The 26,355-nt window shown below is 36.2% G+C and carries 25 protein-coding genes; 8 read left to right on the plus strand and 17 right to left on the minus strand.

Annotated elements, in window-relative coordinates; all coding sequences use genetic code 11:
• Positions 1-45: 45 nt before the first annotated feature.
• The gene (locus D569_RS24385; RefSeq protein WP_018932809.1) at positions 46-216 is read left to right on the plus strand and encodes a DUF5325 family protein; all 171 of its coding nucleotides are present in this window, start codon (positions 46-48) and stop codon (positions 214-216) included.
• A gap of 36 nt (positions 217-252) precedes the next feature.
• Here D569_RS24385 and D569_RS0112710 read toward each other — a convergent pair whose 3' ends face one another.
• Positions 253-1,056 carry an inositol monophosphatase family protein gene (locus D569_RS0112710; protein ID WP_018932810.1) on the minus strand — a complete coding sequence of 268 codons (804 nt, stop codon included), beginning with the start codon at positions 1,054-1,056 and terminating at the stop codon, positions 253-255.
• A gap of 142 nt (positions 1,057-1,198) precedes the next feature.
• Between D569_RS0112710 and D569_RS0112715 the strand changes: the two genes are divergently transcribed.
• Positions 1,199-1,819, plus strand: coding sequence for a DUF1054 domain-containing protein (locus D569_RS0112715; protein WP_018932811.1), 621 nt, complete (start codon positions 1,199-1,201; stop codon positions 1,817-1,819).
• A 103-nt stretch (positions 1,820-1,922) separates the two neighbouring features.
• On the opposite strand, the gene D569_RS0112720 is transcribed toward D569_RS0112715, so the two are convergent.
• Positions 1,923-2,192, minus strand: coding sequence for a UPF0223 family protein (locus D569_RS0112720; RefSeq protein WP_018932812.1), 270 nt, complete (start codon positions 2,190-2,192; stop codon positions 1,923-1,925).
• 144 nt (positions 2,193-2,336) lie between these two features.
• On the opposite strand from D569_RS0112720, the gene D569_RS0112725 reads away from it, so the two are divergent.
• Positions 2,337-3,806, plus strand: coding sequence for an aminotransferase class I/II-fold pyridoxal phosphate-dependent enzyme (locus D569_RS0112725; protein WP_018932813.1), 1,470 nt, complete (start codon positions 2,337-2,339; stop codon positions 3,804-3,806).
• A 155-nt stretch (positions 3,807-3,961) separates the two neighbouring features.
• Here the strand turns inward: D569_RS0112725 and D569_RS23445 are convergent, their stop codons facing one another.
• The 8 genes from D569_RS23445 to D569_RS0112765 all read right to left on the minus strand — a co-directional run bounded on the left by D569_RS23445 (position 3,962) and on the right by D569_RS0112765 (position 12,697).
• Positions 3,962-4,783 carry a hypothetical protein gene (locus D569_RS23445; protein ID WP_051084518.1) on the minus strand — a complete coding sequence of 274 codons (822 nt, stop codon included), beginning with the start codon at positions 4,781-4,783 and terminating at the stop codon, positions 3,962-3,964.
• A 98-nt stretch (positions 4,784-4,881) separates the two neighbouring features.
• Positions 4,882-5,397, minus strand: coding sequence for a TetR/AcrR family transcriptional regulator (locus tag D569_RS0112735; RefSeq protein ID WP_018932814.1), 516 nt, complete (start codon positions 5,395-5,397; stop codon positions 4,882-4,884).
• 205 nt (positions 5,398-5,602) lie between these two features.
• Entirely contained in the window at positions 5,603-6,511 is a 909-nt protein-coding gene (locus D569_RS0112740; protein WP_018932815.1) for a polysaccharide deacetylase family protein, read from the minus strand.
• A 348-nt stretch (positions 6,512-6,859) separates the two neighbouring features.
• Positions 6,860-8,269, minus strand: a complete 1,410-nt coding sequence (gene lpdA, locus D569_RS0112745; RefSeq protein WP_018932816.1) for a dihydrolipoyl dehydrogenase — start codon at positions 8,267-8,269, stop codon at positions 6,860-6,862.
• 4 nt (positions 8,270-8,273) lie between these two features.
• Positions 8,274-9,569, minus strand: a complete 1,296-nt coding sequence (locus tag D569_RS0112750; protein WP_018932817.1) for a dihydrolipoamide acetyltransferase family protein — start codon at positions 9,567-9,569, stop codon at positions 8,274-8,276.
• Positions 9,570-9,599: 30 nt separating this feature from the next.
• Positions 9,600-10,577 carry an alpha-ketoacid dehydrogenase subunit beta gene (locus D569_RS0112755; RefSeq protein WP_018932818.1) on the minus strand — a complete coding sequence of 326 codons (978 nt, stop codon included), beginning with the start codon at positions 10,575-10,577 and terminating at the stop codon, positions 9,600-9,602.
• A 3-nt stretch (positions 10,578-10,580) separates the two neighbouring features.
• A complete protein-coding gene (pdhA, locus tag D569_RS0112760) occupies positions 10,581-11,663 on the minus strand; it encodes a pyruvate dehydrogenase (acetyl-transferring) E1 component subunit alpha (RefSeq protein WP_018932819.1) in 1,083 nt (360 codons plus the stop codon).
• Positions 11,664-12,052: 389 nt separating this feature from the next.
• Positions 12,053-12,697, minus strand: coding sequence for a YkyA family protein (locus D569_RS0112765; protein ID WP_018932820.1), 645 nt, complete (start codon positions 12,695-12,697; stop codon positions 12,053-12,055).
• Between the two features lie 172 nt (positions 12,698-12,869).
• On the opposite strand from D569_RS0112765, the gene def reads away from it, so the two are divergent.
• Positions 12,870-13,421, plus strand: coding sequence for a peptide deformylase (gene def, locus D569_RS0112770; RefSeq protein WP_018932821.1), 552 nt, complete (start codon positions 12,870-12,872; stop codon positions 13,419-13,421).
• Between the two features lie 307 nt (positions 13,422-13,728).
• Here the strand turns inward: def and D569_RS0112775 are convergent, their stop codons facing one another.
• Positions 13,729-14,505 (minus strand): Cof-type HAD-IIB family hydrolase, encoded by a 777-nt coding sequence (locus D569_RS0112775; protein WP_018932822.1) that lies wholly within the window; start codon positions 14,503-14,505, stop codon positions 13,729-13,731.
• A gap of 431 nt (positions 14,506-14,936) precedes the next feature.
• On the opposite strand from D569_RS0112775, the gene D569_RS0112780 reads away from it, so the two are divergent.
• Complete coding sequence (locus D569_RS0112780; RefSeq protein WP_018932823.1) at positions 14,937-15,146, plus strand: DNA-dependent RNA polymerase subunit epsilon; 210 nt, start codon at positions 14,937-14,939, stop codon at positions 15,144-15,146.
• 3 nt (positions 15,147-15,149) lie between these two features.
• Positions 15,150-16,817 carry a ribonuclease J1 gene (rnjA, locus tag D569_RS0112785; RefSeq protein ID WP_018932824.1) on the plus strand — a complete coding sequence of 556 codons (1,668 nt, stop codon included), beginning with the start codon at positions 15,150-15,152 and terminating at the stop codon, positions 16,815-16,817.
• 75 nt (positions 16,818-16,892) lie between these two features.
• Here rnjA and D569_RS0112790 read toward each other — a convergent pair whose 3' ends face one another.
• From D569_RS0112790 to D569_RS0112800, 3 genes are all read right to left on the minus strand, one after another.
• Positions 16,893-17,564 (minus strand): potassium channel family protein, encoded by a 672-nt coding sequence (locus tag D569_RS0112790; RefSeq protein WP_018932825.1) that lies wholly within the window; start codon positions 17,562-17,564, stop codon positions 16,893-16,895.
• Between the two features lie 116 nt (positions 17,565-17,680).
• Positions 17,681-19,507, minus strand: coding sequence for an ABC transporter ATP-binding protein (locus D569_RS0112795; RefSeq protein ID WP_033404918.1), 1,827 nt, complete (start codon positions 19,505-19,507; stop codon positions 17,681-17,683).
• Between the two features lie 27 nt (positions 19,508-19,534).
• Entirely contained in the window at positions 19,535-21,286 is a 1,752-nt protein-coding gene (locus D569_RS0112800) for an ABC transporter ATP-binding protein (protein ID WP_018932827.1), read from the minus strand.
• Between the two features lie 200 nt (positions 21,287-21,486).
• Here D569_RS0112800 and D569_RS0112805 point away from each other — a divergent pair, with 200 nt between their 5' ends.
• Positions 21,487-22,320, plus strand: coding sequence for a mechanosensitive ion channel family protein (locus D569_RS0112805; RefSeq protein WP_018932828.1), 834 nt, complete (start codon positions 21,487-21,489; stop codon positions 22,318-22,320).
• Positions 22,321-22,415: 95 nt separating this feature from the next.
• Here the strand turns inward: D569_RS0112805 and D569_RS0112810 are convergent, their stop codons facing one another.
• The 3 genes from D569_RS0112810 to cbpB form a co-directional block, all read right to left on the minus strand.
• The gene (locus D569_RS0112810) at positions 22,416-23,531 is read right to left on the minus strand and encodes an N-acetyldiaminopimelate deacetylase (protein WP_018932829.1); all 1,116 of its coding nucleotides are present in this window, start codon (positions 23,529-23,531) and stop codon (positions 22,416-22,418) included.
• Positions 23,532-24,094: 563 nt separating this feature from the next.
• The gene (gene dapD, locus D569_RS0112815; RefSeq protein ID WP_018932830.1) at positions 24,095-24,814 is read right to left on the minus strand and encodes a 2,3,4,5-tetrahydropyridine-2,6-dicarboxylate N-acetyltransferase; all 720 of its coding nucleotides are present in this window, start codon (positions 24,812-24,814) and stop codon (positions 24,095-24,097) included.
• A 69-nt stretch (positions 24,815-24,883) separates the two neighbouring features.
• Positions 24,884-25,324: a cyclic-di-AMP-binding protein CbpB gene (gene cbpB, locus D569_RS0112820; protein ID WP_018932831.1), complete on the minus strand. Its 441-nt coding sequence runs from the start codon at positions 25,322-25,324 to the stop codon at positions 24,884-24,886.
• A 175-nt stretch (positions 25,325-25,499) separates the two neighbouring features.
• Between cbpB and D569_RS0112825 the strand changes: the two genes are divergently transcribed.
• Positions 25,500-26,351 (plus strand): metallophosphoesterase, encoded by an 852-nt coding sequence (locus D569_RS0112825; protein ID WP_026287320.1) that lies wholly within the window; start codon positions 25,500-25,502, stop codon positions 26,349-26,351.
• Positions 26,352-26,355: the final 4 nt, after the last annotated feature.

The raw sequence follows: 26,355 nt of genomic DNA on the forward strand, positions 1-26,355 counted from the left end.
GATATGCTAAGAATAACAACTAAACTAATTAATTGAGGTGACATAATGAATTTTCAGCTTTCCAAATTTCTTTTAGCATTATGTGTAATCTTGGCATTTTCTGCTGCCGGAGTTGGTGTAGCCCTTCGCAACATTTGGTTTATCGTCATTGCTTTTCTAGTTGGGTTTGCGCTAATGGGATACGGTATATCACTAAAGAAAAAAGAAACCAGTTAAAAATACTAGCAATCCTAAGACTGCTAGTATTTACATTTATTTAAATTCAATATATTCATCCAGTAACTGTTGCTTAATTTTACTATTGCAAGTTAATATCGTATTTTTCTCTAAAAGATTTACAGGTTTTCCGTTTGCTTGGATCGTAACCCCGCCTACTTCTTCTACCAGAATTAAGCCTGCTGCAAAATCCCATGGCGCTAACCTCATCGTTAAATAAGCGTCAACTATACCTTCTGCTACAAAGGCAAATTCTAATGCTGCAGATCCATATGATCTTGTTCCACGACTATCTTTAATTAATTGCTGTACTTTCTTTTCATTAATTCGTTTATTCTCACAAGCTAAGGAGCTATTTAATGCTATGATACTTGTTTCTAAGTTAACCTGTTCACCTAGTGGTGGAAGCTTGTCTTGATTGCGGTAGGCACCTTCACCTTTTTTTCCACTGTACAGTACGTCTTCCATCACATTATAAATAAGACCAATTTCTCCAACACCTTCATGAAAAATTCCAATCGAAATGGCAAAGTTCCGTTTTTGATGGACAAAATTCATCGTACCATCAATAGGGTCAATAATCCATAAGGTCCCATCTAACGATTCTACTTTATCACCATATCCTTCTTCACCAACGATAGAATGAGTAGGATATTTTTCTCTTATTTTCTCAGTAAAAAACTGCTCTGTTGAACGATCTACTGCAGTTACAAGGTCATTCGCATCTGATTTTGTATCAATTTGATATGGATCATCTATTTGATCACGAATTTGTTTACCAGCTTGATAAACCCATTTTCTTGCATCCTCAAAAATTAGTTGCCGAGTGGCTGCATCCATCAACCTTCCTCCATTTCTCCTTAGGGTAATTACTATTTTAGCAAATATTCAATTAATTTAAAAATGTATACTATTTCTTTGCAAATAAATAATAATTAATATAATATTAAAATGATACTAATTAAATAGAAAGGTGAACAAAATGGCATTTAATGGATTCGAACAAAAAGATTTTAAAACATTCCAAATCGAGGGTCTTGATGAAAGAATGGAAGCAATTCAAGAACGCATTCAACCTAAGTTCAAAAGTATTTACGAAGAAATCAAAGAAGACTTAAATAAATTAGCTGGACGTGAAATGCATTTACACATTGCCAAACATGCGAGACGCACAGTCAATCCGCCTAAAGATACTTGGTCAGCATATTGTCATAATAAGCGCGGATATAAGAAACATCCTCATTTTCAAGTTGGTTTATGGGATGATCATCTCTTCATCTGGTTAGCATTTATTTATGAATTACCACATAAAAGTGACATTGCGGAGAAATTCTTAAATGAAATAGACGATATTAAAGAATCTGTCCCTGAGAACTACCATATTTCACTCGATCATATGAAGAATGAAGCCACCCTCCTTTCCGAAACTGACTTACAAGAAGGGCTGGAGCGCTTTAAAAAAGTTAAAAAAGGTGAATTTCTAATCGGACGCAGAATTGAAGCAACTGATCCTCTTTTACAGGATGGAGATAAGCTTATTAAGACGATTAAAGATACGGTACAAACATTAGCACCTTTATATCGCTCTTCTATGGATCTTTAATTAAAACACAGCAAGTTGCGGAAAGATATGCAGTCTTTTTAGCACCATCATGTAGTCTAGGTGTGCAACTGTTCTATCGCTATCTTTCCGCCAACATTGACTGTTACATTTTTATAATATCTTTTGAAGATAAGTCTTTTGCTTTTTTGATCACACGGAAAGGAACATAACCGGACTGTTTTTCAAATTGTTTATCTAATTGTTTTTCTTCACTTTTAGATGGGACGATTTCTTTGTACCGATTATATGCTGCTACTAAATCTTGCTTTTCTACCCCTTTTTCATAAGCTTTTTCAATTAATGAAAAATAATTAACGACATCAACTATTTCCTCTGTTGTCCATGTTTCATCAATAGGATAACTATAATTCATTTACAACACCTCACGTTTGGATTCGCCCGTATTTTAACATGTTCATTTTAGAAAGTATAGCGATAAAACTAGCTATTCAGCGATGGATTTGCTATAATACTATTTGCTTTATATTTCAAATGGTAAAGGAGCACTATACTAAGCATGAATCAGAATGCAACTCCACTTTTTAGTGGATTACTACAACATATAAAGAAAGACCCGAAAGCATTCCATATACCTGGACATAAAGCTGGTAAAGGAATGGAGCCTACATTTCAAGAGTTTATCGGATACAATACACTCGCTATCGATTTAATTAATATAGAGCCTTTAGATGATTTGCACCACCCGAGAGGGATAATCAAGGAAGCACAACAATTAGCAGCAAGTGCCTTTGGAGCTGATCATACCTTCTTTTCCGTACAAGGAACAAGTGGTGCAATTATGACGATGATTCTTAGTGTGTGTAACCCTGGTGATAAAATTATCGTCCCAAGGAATATTCACAAATCCGTATCGTCTGCTATTATTTTTTCCGGTGCAATACCCATATTTATTCACCCTGAATTAGATCATACATTGGGTATTTCGCATGGCATAACACCAAATGCAGTTGCAAAAGCATTACATGCACATCCAGATGCAAAGGCTGTCCTTGTTATTAATCCTACTTATTTCGGTATCGCTGCTGACTTAAAACAAATTGTAAATATTGCTCATCAATTTCATATACCTGTGTTAGTTGATGAAGCCCATGGTGTGCATATTCATTTTCATGACAAACTTCCTTTATCAGCAATGCAGGCCGGTGCAGATATGGCAGCTACTAGCGTCCACAAGTTAGGTGGATCCCTTACCCAAAGCTCTGTACTTAATGTCAAAGACGGACTGGTAAATCACGATCGCGTCCAAACCGTTATGTCCATGTTGACTACAACTTCTACATCATACATTCTCCTAGCATCATTAGATGTAGCGAGGAAGTATTTATATCAACATGGAACAGATTTGCTTACCCAAACATTAAAATATGCCGAGTTTGCTAGAAACGAAATTAATCAAATCCCTCATCTATATAGTCCAGGAGGGGAACTTTTAGGTACAGAAGCAACCTTTGATTATGATCCGACAAAGATTATTATTTCCGTTAAAAATTTAGGGATTACAGGACATGATGCAGAAGTATGGTTAAGGGAAAACTATCAGATAGAAGTTGAATTATCGGATATGTATAACATATTATGTATTTTAACACCTGCTGATAGCAAGGAAGATCTAGAATATATATTAAATGCTTTAAAACAATTATCTCAACATTATCAAGACGGTGCGAACCTACAAGAAATTAAAGTTTCCATCGCAGAAATCCCTCTTCTGGCAGTCAGCCCCAGAGATGCATTTTACGCAGAATATGAGGTAATACCTTTACAAGAATCTGCTGGCAGAATTAGTGCAGAATCAATAATGGTCTACCCTCCTGGAATTCCAATTTTTATTCCAGGTGAGATCATTTCCGAAGAAAACCTAGAATATATTTCCGAAAATATTAATTCAGGATTACCAGTTCAAGGGTTAGAGGATGAAACATTAGCAACTGTTCGTGTACTGAAAGAACGCGTGGCTTTTAAATAAGCAAATAATTCGAACTGCCCCCTGTTCACTTGACAAGAGGCAGTTCGTTTTTGCTTTGAGCTACCTATTCTGTTGAGTAGCAGTTGCTTGATCTATTGATAGGTTGTTATCGCTTTTTGGTTTCATAAAAAACACGAGTGTACTGATTACTGAACCTAGCCAAATGAATAATGTAACACTTGCCTGATAGGCAAAATTGTTAACTCGAATACAGAGCGGTCTAAGCCAGTTTGAATCCCAATAAGTAAAAGCATAAGTAACCAAGCAATACCGCCTGAATGGATTAGTCTATTTTTGATCTGGTCTTTAACCTGCGTGTTCTCTAAAAACCAAGCGGGTAAAATTAATGTTTGCAATGCATGAAATCCTAGACCGTGGAGTACAATGAGATTACCTGCATCACCTGTAAGTCGGTCTTGAAGTAAAATCATCCATATTCCAGCGACATTGGCTGCAAAAACAGAAAGAAAGGCATAACGAATCCCAACTAAGAGTAATGGTCTTTCATAAGGAGGTTTTATTCGAAAGAAATGAATCATTAGTATGATCGCTAAAACTACAAGTACTAAAGAAATAATCCCGAATAAAATTCCTGCAACCATATCGATTTCCGTACCTATGCGTGAAAAGCGTGGATTTAACCCTCTAAAGTTTTGAACAGTTTCAATTACATACCCATAAATGCTTGCCACAATAAAAAACCATCGAACTACTTTCTTTTTTCGATCGCTAAATCTGGCAAGGGGTAAAATCGCAGCTATGGATAGTATAAAAATACCAATAGCTGCATTAAAGGAAAATGCATCCCTCATATTGCCTTCCGGTAACCTAATATGTCCCTGAAAAAGAATTAAAAAGGCAATACCTAATGAAAGTATAAATCCAACTAACCCTGTAATAATAAGCCATCGTTCACCTTCAAACAGTTTTACAGACTGCTCTTTTCCAATTCGATTAGACTTCATGAATTTTAACATGTAATGATCCCTTCTTTCGAATAGTTTATTTTTACACCAATATTTATTTATTAATAAATAAATATTGGTGTAAAAAAAGGAGAAGTATTACTCCTTTTTTACATATGATCATCTTTATGGAATAATTGTGGTAAATCCAACACTTCTGCAACAGTAATGAGTAAACCAGTGCCTATAAATTGAGATGCTGTCTGTTTTGCATACGGAATACCTGCATTTTCAAATTTTAGTGTCAAGGATTCAAATATAGTAAGGAAAAGCTGTTTAACATGATCACGAATTCCCGTTTCCGCAATTGCATGTGCTTGCATAACCATCAAAACCTCATCGCGGTGTGTCTGAATGGTTTGTTCAAACGCACACCCCATTGTTTCAATTAATTTATCAGTAGGAGCTTCAACTTCTGAAAACGTATCGTAAATTCTGGTGAAAGCACGGTCAATTACTGCTTTAAATAGTTCTTCTTTGTTTGTAAAAAAATGAAATACATATGGTTGTGTCACTCCTGCAGCTTTTGCAACCATTGCAGTTGTTGCTTTATAATACCCCTTCTCCGCAAATACTGCTACAGCGTTATCAATAATGATTTCTTTTTTATCTTTCTTCGGTGTCATTTAATCATCCTTATGTAGAATATTTATTTATTACTTAATAAATAAATCATAAGTTATATATCGAGTCCTGTCAATAGGCTAATGTTGAGCTTTGTTACTCATTCTCCATAGCTTGTTTTATCTCGAACACAAAAAAACACCATCGAGATAGTTTTTCAACTATCCGAAGGTGTTTTTAGACTATTGGAAGATTGGGGAAATTCGATTACTCTGGGACTTGTAATTCAATAGGATCTACGAATTCGTAGCCCTTATCTCGCAAACCTTTTACAATATCTTCTAGTGCAGCTGCAGTCCATTCTCTATCATGCATTAATAAATTGGCACCAGGTTTTAAGAGCGAATATGAGATATCAATTTCGGGAGCTTCACCTGAAATCATAGCTTCTTTGAGTTTTTCAGCATCCATATATGGCTCAAAATAATCATATCCATATGTCCAATTCATGAGAAGCATACCTTCTTCCTCTACTAAAGATGTAGCATAATCAGTATTATCTCCATGTGGTGCACGGAAAAATTTTGGTTTTTCCCCAATTATTTCTTCAATAAGATCATTTAATTCCATTATTTCTTGTTTTTGTGTTTCCTCATCTACATCTGATAATTTTTGATGATGATATGTATGGTTTCCAATTGCAAATCCCATCTCATGAATTTGACTTAACTTATCTTTTTCTTCGTCAGTCTGTAAGAAATGACCATTTACGAAGAAAATAGCTGGTGCTTCTAGTTCCTTTAATGTTTGAGCCATTTCTAAAGCATATTTTTCTGGAGCATCATCAATGGTAAGTAACACTACCTTCTCATTCGTACCTTCTTCCAGAGGTACTACATTCCAGTTATCGTCGATTTTATACAATGGTTCCGTTATTTCTTGTACTGCTTCTTCTTCTATATTTTCTTCATCTTCAGTCTTATTATCTTCATTATCTTCTGTAACCGGTGGCTCTTCCTCTACTTCATTCTCTTCTTCTGTTTGATCGGTTGATGTCTCTTCGGTATTAGCTTCTTCTCCCTCAGCTACTTCATTTTCATCATTCATATTATCACTACACGCACCCAAAATGAATAATATCCCTAACAGCAATGTAAAGATACTTTTTTTAACCAACGAAAATTCCTCCATTTCAAATTAATAAGACAACCAGACAATGCCCACTACTTCGCAGTAGATATAAACTGCGAAGTTAACAGGACTTCTCTTCCAGGGATACCTCTTTCTCTTCCCTGGATATCCTTTTCTGTTCCGTGGATATGCCCTTCTCTTCCCTGGATATAGTCGTTTATCCTCGGAAGAGAAGATCTTTTCCCTGGAAGAGAAGCCTATTTCCTCAGAACAGATCAGCGCTTCCGAGGATATCTCTTTTCCATATCTACGTTATTTCACAGTATATGGATTTTTTGCATTTTCTTTGTTTTAAAAAGGAGCCTGCCATAGCAGACTCCCTTTGTTCACTTATTATTTTACAATATGAATTGGTGTACCGATAGCAACCTCTGCTGCTTCCATTGTGATCTCACCTAAAGTAGGGTGAGCATGGATTGTTAGAGCAAGATCTTCAGCTGTCATACCAGCTTCAATAGCAAGCCCAAGCTCAGAGATCATGTCACTAGCGTTTGGACCAGCAATTTGAGCACCAATAATTAAACCATCATCTTTACGAGTTACAAGCTTCATAAATCCTTCAGATGCATTCAATGACAACGCACGACCATTTGCTGCAAATGGGAATTTAGATGCTTTTACATCGTAACCAGCTTCTTTTGCTTCCTCTTCAGAATAACCAACAGTAGCTAATTCTGGATCAGAGAATACAACTGCAGGGATTGCATTATAATCAATAACAGCATTTTCCCCAGCAATTGCTTCAGCTGCAATTTTACCTTCATAAGAAGCTTTGTGTGCAAGTGGTGGTCCTGGAACGATATCACCGATAGCATAGATGTTATCTACATTTGTACGGCACTGCTCATCGATTTTGATAAGACCTTTATCTTCCATTTCGATACCAACTTGTTCTAGACCAAGTTCATCAGTGTTAGGTTTACGTCCAACTGTTACTAATACGTAATCCGCTTCTACTGTTTCTGTTTTGCCCTTCACTTCATACGTAACTTTCACACCGTCTTTTGTTTCTTCTACACCTTGAGCCATTGCTTCGGTAACAATTGTAGCACCTTTAGACTTCAATTTCTTTTTAACAAGGGCGCTCATTTGCTTTTCAAATCCACCTAAGATTTCGTTCATACCTTCAAGAATAGTTACTTCTGTACCGAAGTTTGCATAAGCACTACCTAATTCAGTACCAACATATCCTCCACCGATAACTACAAGTTTCTTAGGAACTTCTTTTAAGTTAAGAGCTCCAGTTGAGTCTAATACACGATCAGAGAATTTAAATGTTGGCAATTCGATTGGACGAGAGCCTGTTGCAATAATACAGTTTTTAAAAGTATACGTTTGAGAGTTTTTGTCATCCATTACTTTAACTGTATTTTTATCAACAAAGTAAACTTCACCATTGACGATATCAACTTTATTTCCTTTTAATAATCCTTCAACACCGCCAGTTAGTTTTTTAACAACTGAGCCTTTCCATTCTTGTACTTTGGAAAAATCTACAGAAACATTTTCTGCTTTAATCCCTAGTGACTCATCACCTTGAGCGTGATCGTAACGGTGGCCTGCTTCGATTAATGCTTTTGATGGGATACATCCAACGTTAAGACATACACCACCAACAGTACCTTTTTCAACTACCGTTACTTTTTGTCCAGTTTGTGCTGCACGAATTGCTGCAACATATCCCCCAGGACCAGCACCAACTACAAGAGTATCTAATTCTACCGGAAAATCTCCTACTACCATTTGTTTACCCCTCCATCATAATTAATTGTGGGTCTTCTAACAGACGTTTAATTTGATTTAATGCTAACTGTGCTGTTGCACCATCAACAATTCTGTGGTCAAAGCTTAATGATAATGCTAGTACAGGCGCAATGACAATTTCACCGTCACGTACAACTGGTTTTTCAGCGATACGTCCAATTCCTAAGATTGCTGCCTCAGGATAGTTAATGACAGGTGTAAACCATTGTCCACCAGCTGAACCGATGTTAGAAATAGTACAAGAAGCACCTTTCATTTCGTTAGGAGCAAGCTTGCCATCTCTTGCTTTTCCTGCAAGTTCATTAATTTCACTGGAAATAGCAAAAATCGATTTAGAATCTGCATTTTTCACTACAGGTACAAGTAAACCTTTCTCTGTGTCAGCTGCAATACCAATGTTGTAATAATGCTTATGAATGATTTCATCTGTATCATCATCAATAGAAGCATTTAAAATCGGATATTTAGATAATGCTGAAGTTAAAGCTTTTACTACATATGGTAAGTAAGTAAGCTTAATTTCTTGTTCTGCTGCAATTGGTTTAAATTTCTTACGGTGAGCAACCAATTCAGTCACATCAACTTCATCATGTAATGTAACGTGTGGTGCTTTATGTTTAGAATTAACCATTGCGTTCGCAATTGCTTTTCGGATTCCGCTCATCTTCTCGCGAGTTTCAGGGAATTCACCTTCAGGAACTGTTTGCGCAGTAGTTTGAGCTGGTTCTTCACTAGCTTGATCTCCAGCTGCTGCATCCGCTGCTTTTTGATCGCCATTTAAGAAGGTATCGATATCTTCTTTCAATACTCGATTATTTTTTCCGGTTCCCTGTACCTCTGCAATATTAACATTGTTATCACGTGCATATTTACGAACAGAAGGCATCGCAATTACGCGGTTGTTCGGATCTTTAGCTGCTGGCTCTTGTTTTTCTTCTTTAGCTGCACTTTCATCTTTTGTTTCTTCTTTTTTCTCTTCTTTTGGTTCATCTTTTGCTTCAGCTTTGTCACCATCATCTGCTGATACTTCATCTTCATATCCTTCAGCATCGATAGTAATAATAGTTTCACCTACTGTCGCAACGGAACCTTCATCAAAATGTACTTCTTTAACCGTACCTTCTACTGGAGAAGGAATTTCAACAACTGCTTTATCGTTTTGTACTTCACAAATTACGTCGTCTTCTTTTATCTCTTCACCAGCTTTTACAAACCATTTTACAATTTCACCTTCATGGATACCTTCACCAATATCAGGCAATTTAAATTCAAAAGCCATTCAAATGACCTCCCGTCTCGATTTTATTGCTTAAAAATTAATGACTTTATTTACTTTTTCGATAATATCGTTATAGTTTGGTAACCAAACTTCTTCTGCTTGTGTAAAAGCATATACTGTATCAGGAGCAGCCACTGTAAGGATAGGTGCTTCTAAGTGTAGTATAGCTCGTTCTTGGACATTAGATACTACATAAGAAGCAATACCTGCTTGACGTTGCGCTTCTTGTACCATCACTACGCGATTTGTTTTCTCTACTGATTTAATAATGGTATCGAAGTCAACAGGCATAACCGTACGTAAGTCAATTACTTCTGCATCAATGCCGTCTTTTTCTAGTTCTTCCGCTGCTTTTAATGAAGAGTGTACCATTGCTCCATATGCGATTAAGGTTACATCATTTCCTTCACGTACAACATTTGCTTTACCTAATTCAAGTGTGTAATCTTCCTCAGGTACTTCTTCACGGAATGAACGGTAAAGTTTCATGTGCTCTAAGAATACTACCGGATCATTGTCACGGATAGATTGGATTAAAAGACCTTTTGCATCATAAGGACCAGATGGAATAACTACTTTCATACCTGGTTGTTGTGCAATCAGACCTTCTAAAGAGTCAGCGTGAAGCTCCGGTGTATGCACACCACCACCAAATGGTGAACGAATCGTAATTGGAGCCGTTTGTGTATTACCAGAGCGGTAACGTAAACGTGCCATTTGACCATTAATAGCATCCATTGCTTCATACACGAAACCAAAGAATTGAATCTCCGGTACTGGACGGAAGCCTTGAGTTGCAAGACCAATGGATATACCTGCAATTGCAGATTCAGCTAATGGTGTATCAAACACTCGATCTTCACCGAATTCTTTTTGCAAACCTTCCGTTGCACGGAAAACCCCGCCGTTTTGACCAACATCTTCTCCGTATACAAGCACATTTTCATCATTTTTTAATTCTACTCTTAAAGCATCAGTAATTGCTTGGATCATTGTCATTTGAGCCATGATTTACTTCGACTCCTTTGCTTTATATTCTTCCATTTGTTCCTGCAAGTGAGCTGGAAGTTCTTCATACATATTACCGATTAGATCAGTAACTTTTTGTTTTGGTTGTTCATCTGTTTTCTTAATTGCTGCTTTGATTTCTTCTTTAGCTTTTTCGATTACTTCATTTTCTTCTTCTTCAGACCATAAGCCCTTTTCTTCTAGGAATTTACGGAAACGAACGATTGGGTCTTTCTTCTCCCATTCATTATCCATATCTTCCGTACGATATCGAGTAGGATCGTCACCAGCCATTGTGTGAGGACCATAACGATATGTTAATGTTTCAATTAATGTCGGACCTTCACCATTAACTGCACGATCTCTTGCATCTTTTGTCGCTGCATATACAGCAAGAACATCCATACCGTCTACCTGAATCCCTTCAATTCCAGCTGCTACTGCTTTTTGTGCTAATGTATCAGCAGCAGTTTGCTTTTCAACTGGTACTGAAATTGCAAAATGGTTATTTTGCACAACAAAAATAGCTGGAGCTTGGTACGCACCTGCAAAGTTGATTCCTTCATAGAAATCCCCTTGAGATGTACCACCGTCACCAGTGTAAGTAATAGCAACTGACTTCTTACCACGTTTTTTCATACCTAATGCAACACCAGCAGCTTGTGTGTATTGTGCACCAATAATAATTTGTGGACTTAATGCATTAACTCCTTCTGGCATTTGATTTCCGTGATAGTGACCACGAGAAAATAAAAATGCTTGATAAAGAGGCAGTCCATGCCAAATTAATTGAGGTACATCACGATAACCTGGTAAAATAAAGTCTTCTTTTTCCAGTGCAAACTGTGTTCCTAATTGTGATGCCTCTTGTCCTGCTGTCGGTGCATAGAATCCTAAACGCCCTTGACGGTTTAACGCTATAGAACGTTGATCAAGAATTCTCGTATACACCATGCGATACATCATTTCTTTTAACTCTTCATCTGAAAGATCAGGCATAGCATCTTCGTTTACGATTTTACCTTCTTCATTCAGAATTTGAAACGTTTCAAACTGTTCTTCGATATTTTCTAAAGTACGTTTCAAAAGAATTCACCTCTTCCTTTCCTTTATAGCCTAATTTAAATTTATCAAAATTAGCTTTCCCAAAAGATTAAAAAATCTGTACCAAAGTCATTATTATTGCTATACCCTTTAGGACAAAAAATAATCTGCCTATGTAATAAATAAACTGTTACATAAGAATCGACTTAAATTACTGGTACAATTTTTACACATGTATAGTTTAGCTTATTGAAGTCTGTTGGTCAAACACTTTGCAAGATTTAATTACATTTTTATTCTACCCTTTTAAAATCGTATCATCGCATTTATTAAAGCGCTTTTACAAAATCTGTTTCATAAACTTTTTTTATCTGTACTATTATTGTTACTTTTTAAAACAACAAAAAAAGCTTCCGAAAAAATCGAAAGCTTTACTCATATACGACATTCAAATCAGCGGCTTTATAGAAATCTTCTTTCAGCTGATTGTATGTATCTGTTAGTTCATTAAATTCCGTATTAATTTCCATTACTTCATCATATGATTGGTTTACTGTATCAATTTGTTCACGGAGTTCTTCTTCTGTAAGTTCTTCGTCCATAAATAATTCATATAAAATTTTATCTTGATCTAAAGAGCTTAAATATGCTTCATTTAATTGTTGATAAACTTCATAGCGTTGATCCATCGTTTGAATCATTTCTTCAGCTATTTCTTTAGGTTCTTCGTCTAACTCATCCACATATTCTTTAACTTGAGAAAATTCTTCTTCTGCTCCTTGCATACTTTCTAATTCAGTCTGAAGTAATTCTTTTCGTTCTTCAATTGTATCAATTGCTTGTTCTGACAATGATGTAATTTCATCCATCTCATCAGCAGTCAATTCGATAATTTGGTTATATAGTTCTTGTTCTTCTTCTTCCAGTGCAGTAAATGGTTCTTGTTGTTCAACAAATGTTCGTTCTAATTCTACTGTTTCTTCTAAATGTTCATACATGTCATTAGCGACAGATTCTCCACTACACCCCACTAATACCAGTGTAAGCAAAAAGCCGATTAGTAATAATCTTCTCATATTCCCTAAATCCTCCTAAAGCAACTTCAAAAATTATTATAAGCCAATTTATTATAACATAAAAAACCTTTGCATTTATACAAAAGTTAAAATTGCATAGTAGAATTCTATATTTTTTACTCATTTTTCGTTATGATAGATAGTACGAATATTTATGAAGAGGTGTATGTCAATGATTACGATGGAAGATATAGTTAGAGAGGGAAATCCTATTTTAACACAAGTGGCAGAAGAAATAGAACTGCCACCAACTGAGGAAGAGAAAAATACATTGGAAGAAATGCTACAGTTCTTAAAAAATAGCCAAGATGAGGAGATCGCTAAAAAATATGATCTACGAGCTGGTGTTGGCTTGGCCGCACCACAAATTGGCATATCTAAAAGAATGATTGCTGTTCACTTTACAGACTTTGATGACAAAGAATACAGCTATGGATTATTCAATCCAAAAATTATCAGTCATTCTGTTGCGGAAACATACCTATCTGGTGGTGAGGGTTGCCTATCCGTTGATAGGGAAGTACCTGGGTATGTTCCTCGCTATCAAAAGGTTACAATAAAAGCCACTGACTTAGAGGGAAATGAAGTGAAGCTTAAATTAAGAGGCTATGCAGCGATCGTGTTCCAGCATGAAATTGATCATTTAAATGGTGTGATGTTTTATGATCGCATAAATAAACAAGATCCATTTGCAGTTCCGGAAAACGCTAAGCCGTGTGATTAATAAAACACACGCACACAACAAGAATCCCGTTTCAACAAGATTGAAACGGGATTCTATTATGACCTTATCGGAAATAGATTAGATAAAATATGTGAACTAATAAAAATTTATGGAGCGGACATTGAATCCCTTATTTAGTTCATTTTGACTTAAATGAGAACTATTTTTCGCTGAATAGCGGAATAAAATGTCCGCATATACCCTGAAAACGGAGCTTTTGTCACAAATAACGGAACAACTGTCCGCATTACTTCGAAGCATATATACTTTTAGCTAATTTTTAATTTTGTAACCGATTAGAAACAGTTTATTGGATTAATCCTAATTTCCTCATGGCGTTGCTTAGGCCATTTTGATCTACGTCATCAGTTACGAACGTTGACGCTTCTTTAACTTGTTGTACACTATTCCCCATCGCAACACCTGTATGAACTGTTGAAATCATTTCTAAATCATTTAAACCATCGCCAAAAGCATATGTATCTTCCCAGTTAATATGTAATGCCTCAATAAATTTCTCAATACCATTAGCCTTTGATCCATTTTTCGGCATAACATCACAGGAGACTGGGTGCCATCTAACAAAACGTAATTGCTGAAATGCCTCCTCATAAACAAGTTGTTCCTTTGGCTCACTAAATAATAAAACTTGAAAGATTGGTTGATTTTTATAGTACTCCGTATCCATTAATGGATGATTTCGCTTTAAACTCCCCATACCTTCCTCAATTTGCGGATGATTAGTTACAGTAGACTTCATATCATCAACACTTTGGTAAACAAGTGGATGATTACGGTCAACGCTATATGCTGTCAATTCTTCCAGTTGATCAGCGTTAATCGGATTTTGATATATAACCTCACCATTATATACGGCATACTGACCATTAAAACTAATATACGATTTAATATTTAATTCCTCTAAGATATCTTGAAACATAAATGGTGCTCTTCCGGTAGCTATCGATACAATCACACCAGCAGCTTGCAGTTGCTTAACTGCCTCTTTTGTTGCGGTCGGAATTTGTTTGTCATGATTTAAGATTGTCCCATCAATATCAAGAAATACAACTTTTTGTCCCACGTTCATTCTCCTCTATATATAATTTAAAAATAACCAAACTGATTATACCACGAAGAAAATGCATAAGTATAATCTTCTCAGTAAAAACTAAGAAAAGCTATTGATACTCGAGACCTAAATAATAAGCAAATTAGAAAATAATTCATTTATTTTAACCTTTTTTGTTTCAAATTTCCGAAATTCATACTATACTATATAGTAATAGGGATTGGATCGGTTCGTTGAGTACTTGCTTTTCTTTTCTACATAGATAGAAAGGAGTTGAGCAGTAATTATGTTAAAACGTTTAAGAGAAAAATTAAAACGACGCATGCGGGAAGTTTTACGGAGAAAACGTATACCAACTACTATTAATCATTCTGATGATGTGTACAAACAACAAAACAAACCATAGAATCGAAAAAACAATTTACAACTAAAGGAGAGATAGTATGATCTATAAAGTACTTTATCAAGAAAACGCATCAGAAATACCTGTACGAGAACATACAAAGAGTTTATATATCGAAGCTTCTTCTGAAAGAGAAGTGCGTGACTCTTTGAAAGGTAAGCATATTAATATTGAATTAATCCAATTGTTAAGTGAGGCACATCAAGAATATGAACAACAATCACCTTTTTACAAAGTGGAGACTGCTTAGTATATGAAGTTTGTAAAAAATGACCAAACAGCGGTTTTTGCTCTGGGTGGTTTAGGTGAAATTGGTAAAAACACATACGGTGTTCAATTCCAAGACGAGATCATTCTTATCGACGCAGGAATTAAATTTCCGGAGGATGAATTACTAGGAATTGATTATGTTATTCCAGATTACACCTACCTTGTGCAAAATCAAGATAAAATAAAAGGTTTATTCATTACACATGGTCACGAAGACCATATTGGTGGAATACCTTATTTGCTACGTGAATTAAATGTGCCCATTTATGCCGGCAAATTAGCAATTGGCCTTATTCGAAATAAATTGGATGAGCATGGATTATTACGCAAGACAAAATTACACAGCTTCCAAGAAGATGATGTAATTAAGTTTAGAAAGACAGCTGTGTCCTTCTTTCGAACGACACATAGTATTCCCGATTCTTATGGTATTGTTGTAAAAACACCTCCAGGAAATATTGTTCATACTGGTGATTTTAAATTTGATTTCACACCAGTAGGTGAACCTGCCAATTTGGCCAAAATGGCCGAAATCGGTAAAGAGGGCGTTCTTTGTCTATTATCAGACAGTACAAACAGTGAAGTTCCTGGATTTACTTTATCAGAACGAGTAGTTGGTGACAGTATTAATGATATTTTCTCACGAGTGGATGGCAGATTAATTTTTGCTACTTTTGCTTCAAACATCCACCGCTTGCAACAAGTCGTTGAAGCAGCCGTTAAACATAACCGTAAAGTTGCCGTATTCGGACGAAGCATGGAAGCTTCCATTAAGATTGGACAAGAGCTCGGATATATTCGTGCACCTAAAAACACGTTTATCGAGGCACATCAAATAAACCAACTTCCCGCTAACGAAGTGACCATCCTATGTACTGGTTCACAAGGAGAACCTATGGCTGCATTATCTAGAATCGCTAACGGTACACACCGTCAAATTCAGATTATACCTGGTGACACAGTTGTATTCTCTTCCTCACCAATCCCTGGGAATACATTAAGTGTTAGTAGAATTATTAACCAATTGTACCGTGCGGGTGCTGAAGTCATTCACGGACCACTTAACGATATCCATACTTCAGGACATGGTGGTCAACAAGAACAAAAATTGATGCTACGACTTATTCAACCAACATATTTTATGCCGATCCATGGCGAGTATCGTATGTTAAATGAGCATACAAAATTAGCGGAAAGCTGTGGTATACCACCTAAGAATAGCTTTATCATGGATAATGGCGAAGTATTAGCGTTAGGAAAAGATAGTGCTGCAATCGCTGGAAAAATTCCTTCTGGCTCAGTCTATGTAGACGGTAGTGGAATTGGAGATATTGGTAATATTGTATTACGCGACCGACGCATCCTTTCCGAGGAAGGATTAGTTATTGTAGTCGTAAGTATCAATATGAAAGAATTCCAAATTGCTTCAGGTCCAGATATTATATCGCGAGGATTCGTCTATATGCGAGAATCTGAAGACTTAATTAACGAGGCTCAAAAACTTGTTTCCAAACATTTGCATAAAGTAATGGAACGTCGGACTACACAGTGGTCTGAAATCAAAAATGAAATTACCGATACAATCGCTCCATTCCTTTATGACAAAACAAAACGTCGTCCAATGATCCTACCAATCATTATGGAAGTATAATAATACTAAAAACCCGTTTCAATTATTAGTTGAAACGGGTTTTATAGTTTAAGTATAGATACGCTTGAAAACAAACTAGTCTTCTACTACTAATTGCTTTTCAAATCGGGATATGTCTTTATCCGCTCCAATAACGATAAGAATATCATCTCGCTCGATCGTTTGTGTTGCCATCGGAGAGACATTAATACCTTTCTCGTCAGCTTCTTTAATGGCGACAACGTTACAACCATACTGCGCACGAATGTCTAATTCCAACAAGGTTTTGCCGTTCATTTTCTCCCCTGCTTTAACCTCCACAATACTATGATCATCAGATAATTCCAGATGATCCAAAATATTGGTCGAGATAATACTATGTGCAATCCGTTTCCCCATGTCCCGCTCTGGATGTACAACATGATCTGCACCAATTTTATCTAATATTTTTGCATGATAATCATTTTGAGCTTTAACGGTTATTTTGTTGACTCCCAATTCCTTTAACATCAATGTGGTAAGTGTACTTGCTTGGATATCATCACCAATGGCGACAATAACATGGTCAATATTTCGCACTCCTAATTCCTTTAACACATTTTCATCAGTTGTATCCGCAATTACGGCATGTGCCGCAATATTTTTAAATTCTTTTATTCTATCCTCTTGTATATCGATAGCCAATACATCCAAACCATCTGCACTCAACTCACGGCAGATACTTCCTCCAAATCGACCTAAACCAATCACTGCAAATTCACGTTTCATATAAATTCCTCCAACACTTATAATCATACTCATTTTATCACATTGAAACAAAAAAGAAACCAGATTTAATATCTGGTTTCCATTTTTATACTATCTGTTAATGAAAGACGCTTTTCTTATAACGCGTCTAGCATTTCAAATTGCGATTTAACAAGATCATAATATTCGCCTTTTTGCTTCATTAATTCATCATGGCTCCCTTGCTCCAAAATACGACCATGTTCTAAGACGATAATATTATCTGCTTCTCTAATCGTAGACAAACGGTGGGCAATCATAATTGCTGTACGTCCTTCTAGCAATTTTCTTAGTGCTTGTTGAATTTTCACCTCTGTTTCCGTATCAATACTAGCTGTTGCTTCATCTAAAATTAAAATTCTAGGATCAGCTAATAATGCACGAGCAAAAGATAACAACTGTCTTTCACCAGCAGACAATATATTGCCCCGCTCTTCTACTTCTGTTTGATAGCCATTGGATAACCTTTTAATAAAATCATCTGCTCCTACAACTTTTGCGGCTTCTATTACTTCTTCATCTGTTGCTTCCGGACGTCCGAAACGAATATTCTCCATGATTGTACCTGAAAAAATAAAAGTATCTTGCAGTACAACTGATATATTCGTTCGCAAACTATCTAATCGCATATCACGAAGATCATGCCCGTCAATCTTAACGGTACCTTCAGTCGGATCATAAAAACGACTGATTAAATTCGCAATGGTTGACTTACCTGAACCCGTATGACCAACAAGTGCAACCGTCTGACCTTGTTTCATTTCCAATGAAATTTCATGTAATGCTACACGATCTTCATCATAGGAAAATTGTACTTTATCAAATACGATATTACCTTTCATATCATGAAAAGCTTTTGCATGCTTTTTCTCTTCAACATTTGGTTGTTCATCTAAAAATTCAAAAATACGCTCCGAAGAAGCCATCGCTACCAATAATTGATTATAAATCTGACCTAAACGTGAAATTGGTTCCCAGAACATACCTAAGTAGAAGGCAAAGGCTACAAATACACCAATTTCAATATTACCTGTAATTATCAGATGTGCACCATACGAAATTAAGATCACCGTACCAATTGCATTACTCATTTCAACGAAAGGACCAAAATAAGCACTTTTTTTCATGGCTATTCGTTCTTTTTCATAGTTATCTGTATTCACGCCATTAAAGAACTCGGTGTTTTCCTTTTCTTGAGAGAAAGACTGTGTAATGCGAATCCCTTGCATACTTTCATTCAAGTGTGAGTTCAAGCGCGACTTCTGAATACGAACATCCTGCCATGAGCGACGAATCCTTCTTCGTAATTTAGTAGAAATAAAGAACATAATCGGTAATATAAACAGAACGGCTAATGCTAATGGTGGACTTAATGCAAACAGGATGACAATAATACCTGACAACATCACAACATCCATTAGTAAATTAATAATCCCGTTCGTAAATAATTCCTGTAAAGAGTTAACATCGTTTAATATCCGGACCAGTATAGATCCTGCCGACCTCTTATCAAAAAAGTTGTGAGATAAACGTTGTACATGTGAAAATAAACTTTTACGTAAATCATGAATTACTCGTTGACCTAAAATGTTGACCCATCTGATACGAAACGTGTTTGCTACATAACTTAATATATATAACACTGAAATTCCTATAATTAAATAAGTAAGTAAACTAACGTTTTGATCTGCAATTGCCCTATCAATAACCCATGTACCAATAATCACTGGTACAACTAATCTGACAATAGTAGAAACAAGCATCGCCACTATTGCAGCTGGCATTAACGTTTTTGCATATGGCTTTAAATATATAAGCAGTCGCCACATCTGTTTCCAGTTAAAAGGCTTTTCCACCGCTTGGTCCAATGGATAATAAAACCGATTTAAATGGGGACTGTCTTTTTTCATCTCTTTTGCTGTCATCGACTTCGCCACTATGATTCCCTCCTTCTATTCAACAGAATGCATAATACTGTCACGATCTTGATATTGAATATCATAGATACGACGATAAGCACCATGCTGTTTAATTAGTTGATCATGTGTACCACGTTCTTTAATTTCTCCTTCTTCTAATACAAGAATCTCATCAGCATGTTTTAATGAAGAGATACGGTGCGCGATAATAAATGTTGTCCGACCATCCATTACTTCTTTGAGCGCTTTTTGAATCTGAAATTCTGTTTCCATATCTACTGCTGATGTCGCATCGTCTAATACTAAAATACTCGGATCAATTAATATCGCACGAGCTATCGCGATTCTTTGCTTTTGACCTCCGGAAAGTCCCATACCACGTTCACCAAGTAACGTATCGTACCCCTTCGGCATCTCCATAATGAAATCATGTGCCTGCGCCCGTTTTGCAGCAGCAATAATCTCATCCATGGACGCATTTGGATTGCCGTAGGCAATATTCTCTCTAATTGTTGTAGAGAATAAAAATGATTCTTGCAATACAAAACCGATATGTCTCCGTAACCATTTTAAAGAATAGGAACTTGTCGGTTTCCCATCAACTAAAACTTCTCCTTCTTCTGGTTCATAAAATCTTGTAATTAATTGTGTAATACTTGTTTTACCTGCTCCGGTAGGACCAATTAAACCGATAACTTTTCCTGGTGGTGCATCAAACGAAATATTTTTTAATGCAGAATCATCATCTTCCGTATACGTTAATGAAACGTTGTTAAAAGTTACATGACCTTTAATACGTTCTGGAACAATTGGATCTTCTTCCTCCACTATATCTTCCTTAGCTTCAAGAATTTCCAATAGTCGTTCACCCGAGGCTTTCGCCTGTGAGAATTGGTTCACAATAAAACCTAAATGCATTAATGGCCCTAAAATATACGTTACCAAACTAAAGAAAGCAACCAACTCACCTAGTTGAATAGAACCATTAATAACTAAATAACCACCGTAAATTAACAATGCTACCATACTGATATTGCCGATAAACTCCATTAATGGAAAATATCTCGACCAAATGTTAGAAGTGAAAATATTTACATCTTTATAGTTCACGTTATTCGATGAAAATCTCTTAATCTCAAAATCTTCTTTAGATAATGATTTAACTGTATTCATCCCACTAACATTTTCTTGGATACGAGTATTTAAACGACCTAATGACTTCCGAACACTTCTGAATGCCGGGTGTACTTTTTTATCAAAGCGGTAAACAACGACAGCCAAGAACGGCATAGCAGCCATTGTCACCAGTGCTAACGGTATAGAATAATAAAACATTACCCCTAAACTGATTACTATTAATAATGATACTCTGATTAGTTCACGAAAACCTGCTGCTAAGAAAAAACGGAAACCTTCTACATCCATTGTTAACCTCGACATTAGATCACCAGTACGTGCGTTATCATAATAAGTAAAAGAAAGCCTTTGCAATTTCTTGTACAATTGATCACGCAAAGTATATACAGATTTCACACCAAACAAGTCACCTAAGTATTGTTGCAGAAAGTTGGAAACCCCTTTCAAAAGCATAATTAAAATAAAGCCAACTGCTAAGAACGGAACCAGTTGATAGTTTCCAGGTATAACCACATCATCAATCGTGATTTGTAAAATGATTGGGTATACTACTGTAATACCGGCTACAATCATAACGAATAGCACCGATAAGAAGAAGTATTTTTTAAAAGGCCAATAAAAGTCTTTCAGTTTTTGAAATGTTTCCATCTTGTTTGCACCCCCTATTTTTTTACGTATGTATAAATATAACGGCATCCGAAATAAATTTCCACCTTTTCGACTTATTTTCTAAAAATTTTTTTAATTTTTTTAATTCTTCGTAATAGATGAACGGATCTAGTTTTTCATTTGCGTGTTGATTTACATTTTTATATGATAGAGTTAATCATCAACAGAGGAGGCAAAACATGTTTGAAGATGGATTACAGTTTGATTGGAGTTACATATTAGAAAATGTGATTTATTATGGTATTAAGATTTTAGTACTTATCATTGCACTACTTATTGTATCGCCAATCGGAAAGAAATTAATCTCTGCAGCTCTTAAAAAATCGAGTCAGCGACAAAATGTATCTGAAGCAAGAATGCAAACGTTAGAAAAACTACTATTAAATGTTTTTTCTTATGTATTAATTTTTGTTTTTGTCGTTATGTTCTTTGGCATCATTGAACAACCAATTGGTCCGCTACTTGCTGGTGCAGGGGTTGTAGGTTTAGCGATTGGTTTTGGAGCTCAAGGATTAGTAAGTGACATTGTAACTGGATTTTTTATTTTATTGGAAAAGCAGATCGATGTAGGAGACTATGTGACTGCGGCTGGATACAATGGAATTGTAGAGGAAGTTGGTTTACGAACTACAAAAATTCGTGGCTTTGATGGCACGCTTCATTATGTTCCAAACAGGGAAATCGCTGGAGTCAGCAACCACTCCAGAGGAAATATGCGAGCACTAGTTGATATTGGCATAAGTTATGATGATAATATTGATCAAGCAATGGCAGTATTAAAAAGTGTATGCGAAGAATTTGAGACAGATCCTCGCTTTGCGGAAGGGCCTGATGTATTAGGTGTACAAGCCTTCGGATCTAGTGAGGTAGTTTTACGGATTATTGGTAAAACCGAAAATATGGAACAATGGGGTGCAGAAAGAGATATTCGTAAACGGATTAAAGAAGCCTTTGACGAAAACAATATCGAAATCCCATTCCCACATCAAGTGTACGTACAAAAGAGTAATTAAGCAAAAAACTCACTCATTTCAGAGTGAGTTTTTCTATTGAGTGATTGCTAGAAAATACTGACTGATCATCCATTATTACTTGAATATTATCCTACCTATATCTCTTTCATCGTAGTTGTTACTGCTCTAATACCTATTTCGATCGCATCTTCGTTCGGGTTTAGTTTGCTGTGATGCAATCCATATGATGAATCTACACCTAACCAGAACATAAAGCCTGGTATTTCCCTTAAAAAATACCCAAAATCTTCACCAGTCATCGCCGCATTTGCTTCGCTATACTGAATCCCTTCCTTTTGTACGGCTTCAACAAACTTATCGAGACATTCCTTATGATTGTTCACTTGATAATACATTGCACCATAATCTACTTTAATTGTACAATCATGGGCAATTTCGAAGCCTTTGATCATATTCTCGAGCTCTCTTTTTATAATTGACATTGTTTCCGGTTGTAACGTACGTATAGTACCTTCCAGACGTGCTGTTTCTGCAATAATATTTTGGACGGTTCCAGCAGTCATTTTACCTATTGTGATCACACCACTATCTAAAGGATCCACTTTTCTGGAAATAATTTGTTGTAATTGGGTAACAAAACTACTGGCAGTGACAATCATATCTTTCGTTAAATGCGGGTATGCTGCATGCCCACCCTTTCCGGTGAAATCAAGAAATAACTCACTTGTATTAGCAAACAAGATACCTGCTCTACTTGACACGGTTCCGACAGGCAGTTCAGGTGCTATATGTAACGCAAAAATATTGTCTACTTTCCACTGTTGAAATGTTTCAGATGCAAGCATAGGCTCAGCACCACCTGGTCCCTCTTCCGCTGGCTGAAAAATAAATAAGACATTATCATCAATTGGATTAGCACTAATCTCGTCGAGAGCTCCTAATGCAATGGTCATATGCAAATCATGGCCGCATGCATGCATTTGACCATCGTGTTCAGACTGATACGAAAGATCTGTTTCTTCCTTAATTGGAAGTCCATCAATGTCTGTACGGTAGCCAATTGTTTTCTTCGGATTTTTCCCTTGTACCAATACAAACAAACCAGTTTCCCATTTGGTAATTTCAATATTTGATCGGTTCATATTTTTAATAATTTCTAGTAAGTATGCTTGTGTCTTATATTCTTGAAAACCAAGCTCCGGAATCTTGTGCAAATCACGTCTAATTGCTACTAACTGATCCTTATTCATCAAAAACTTACCCCTTTTCCATTATTCATACTAGATAACTACTGAGAAGTAATGAAAATTCTGTTTAGTGAGCTTTCTTCCATTCTTCTTAAGTTGAGTGCTAATTCGTCGCTGAGGAAAAACACTCCCTTTCCGGTGGCACGGCCTCAGCTAACTTGGTGAAGAAAATCACTTCACCAAGTGGATCTTCGTCGCGTGAGTTCCCCCCCAAGAGTGTCGCATTTTTCCGCAGCTTAGTGTGTATTTCTTATCAAGTAAGAAGACATTCACAGAATATATATACCAAAAGTTCTCTTCTTTCGATAAGTAGAACACTACACTTAGCGGAGGCAGAATACGGAGACTCCTATGGGAATTCACGCGAGCTGAAGACCCCGCAGGAAAGCGATATTTGCTTTCCGAGGAGGCTGAGGCCGTGCCCATGGAAAGCGCAGTATTCTGCCGGAGCGGGTGACATCACTTATCTCTAATCAGAATGGAAAAAAGTAATTTTATTACGCACCATTTTACATTCTTTTCTTAAAAAAGACAGGATCTACATGACCCTGTCTTTTTACGAGATATTAATCATCTAATTTTCGTAATGCTTCCATAATTTCAGTTTTTGATTTTGTTTGGTCATCGATTTCTTTAATTACTTTTGCCGGAGTTCCAGCTACCACAGTGTTTGGTGGTACATCCTTTGTCACAATCGCGCCTGCTGCAACAACTGCTCCTTCACCTACACGAACCCCTTCAAGTACTACAGCATTCGCACCGATTACCACACCATCTTCAATAACTACTGGTTGTGCTGAAGGTGGCTCAATAACACCTGCTAATACTGCACCAGCTCCGACGTGACAATTCTTACCTACTGTTGCACGTCCGCCTAATGATGCATTCATATCGATCATTGTTCCTTCACCAATAACAGAACCGATATTGATCATCGCACCAAACATAATAACAGCACCGTCACCGATTTCCACTTGTTCACGAATGATCGCACCTGGCTCAATACGTGCATTAATATCTTTCATATCCAATAGTGGGATCGCTGAATTACGACGATCATTTTCCACAACATGATCAGTAATGTTATCACTATATGTATCAAGTAATGCTTTTACTTCTTTCCATTCACCAAAAATAACGCCATTCGTATCGTTTAAGAAAGTCTGGATTGACCCTGTTGCTTCAATGGTATCCAACCCTGTACCTTTCACATATACTTTTACAGGTGTTGATTTTTTACTGTTTGAAATAAATGAGATTATCTCATGTGCATCCATTTGCTTCATTATTTTCTTCCTCCAATATTTGTTGTTTTTATAAATGTAACAAAAAATAATTTACTTTTACAAGTATTATTATTTTTGCACATACATTGATTTGTTAACCTCTTTTAAAATAGCACGTCTTGTCAAAATACCAAGAAAATATCCCTCTTCATCAACAACACATGCAAATGCATGATTGATAACGACCTTTAGACATGTTAAAAAATCGGTATCCATTGTTAAAGTTGGTTGCTCAACTTGCATAACAGCTTCTACTTTTGTCTCTGCTAATTTCTCCATCTCGAACCGTTCCATTCCCATTACACTTTTTAAAATCGGTGTTTTTGCAATCGTACCTTTGAATTTATAGTCTAAGTCCAACACCGGAACAGATGAATAGCCTGATTCAACTAATACTAGTAAAGCATGCTCTACAGGATTACCTACTTGAACATGTGCCACCTTTTCTGCTGGTATCATCAAATCCTCTACAGTCAAATCAGTTAATGATTTTTTTAATAAGCTTGACATATGGGACACTCCTTTTCTCTTTGGTGAAGGAGCTATTATGACATCACCTCTACTATTTTAACATAAAATTTAAAAATTTGTGTAATCTATCGCATGGATATCATATTTGCTTCCACCCATGCTATAATGGAATACATATATTATTATGGCTGTAATGGAAAGGGCTTTAAACTGTATGAACCGTCGAACTTTTTTAAAACGTGTATTTGGGGGTATCATTACACTATTTGGGCTTAGTGGTGGTACTTATTATTATGCAAGAGAAATCGAACCTAATATGTTGGATGTACACGATGTTAATATCTATTCATCTAAAACTCCTACTGCATTTGAAGGATACAAAATACTACAATTCAGTGATACACATATTGGTTTTCAATATACAATAGATCAACTAGAAGAATTAGTAGTTAAAATGAATCAACTAGAACCGGACCTAATTGTGTTTACTGGTGATTTAATAGATAACCCTCGTACATATGATATCGATGAAAGACTAATATCCATACTGGGTAGATTGAAAGCTAGAGATGGGAAGTTTTGGATATACGGAAACCATGATCATGGTGGTTATGGAACAGATATATTAATGGATGTTTTTCAGCAGAGTGGTTTTGAATTGTTACAAAATGGACACAGACAGATAGATAAAAATGGTGATATGATTTATTTAGCTGGTCTAGATGATGCATTATTAGGGAGACCTGACATCAAACAAGCATTAGATGGAATTAGTAATGAACAGTTAACCATTTTACTTGCACATGAACCAGACTATGCAGATGTAACAAAAGACTATCCGGTTGATATTCAGTTATCGGGGCATAGTCACGGTGGACAAGTACAGATACCTTTTATAGGGTATATTTACACTCCTCACTTAGCACAAAAATACGTAGAAGGCACCTATGAAATCGGCAGTAATCCTTTGCAGTTGTTTGTGAGTCGCGGAGTGGGAACTACCAGATTACCGTACCGATTTTTCTGTAAACCTGAAATTACGATGTATCAATTAAAGAAAGAATAAACGA

This window comes from Gracilibacillus lacisalsi DSM 19029, from assembly GCF_000377765.1.
Lineage (GTDB): Bacteria > Bacillota > Bacilli > Bacillales > Amphibacillaceae > Gracilibacillus > Gracilibacillus lacisalsi.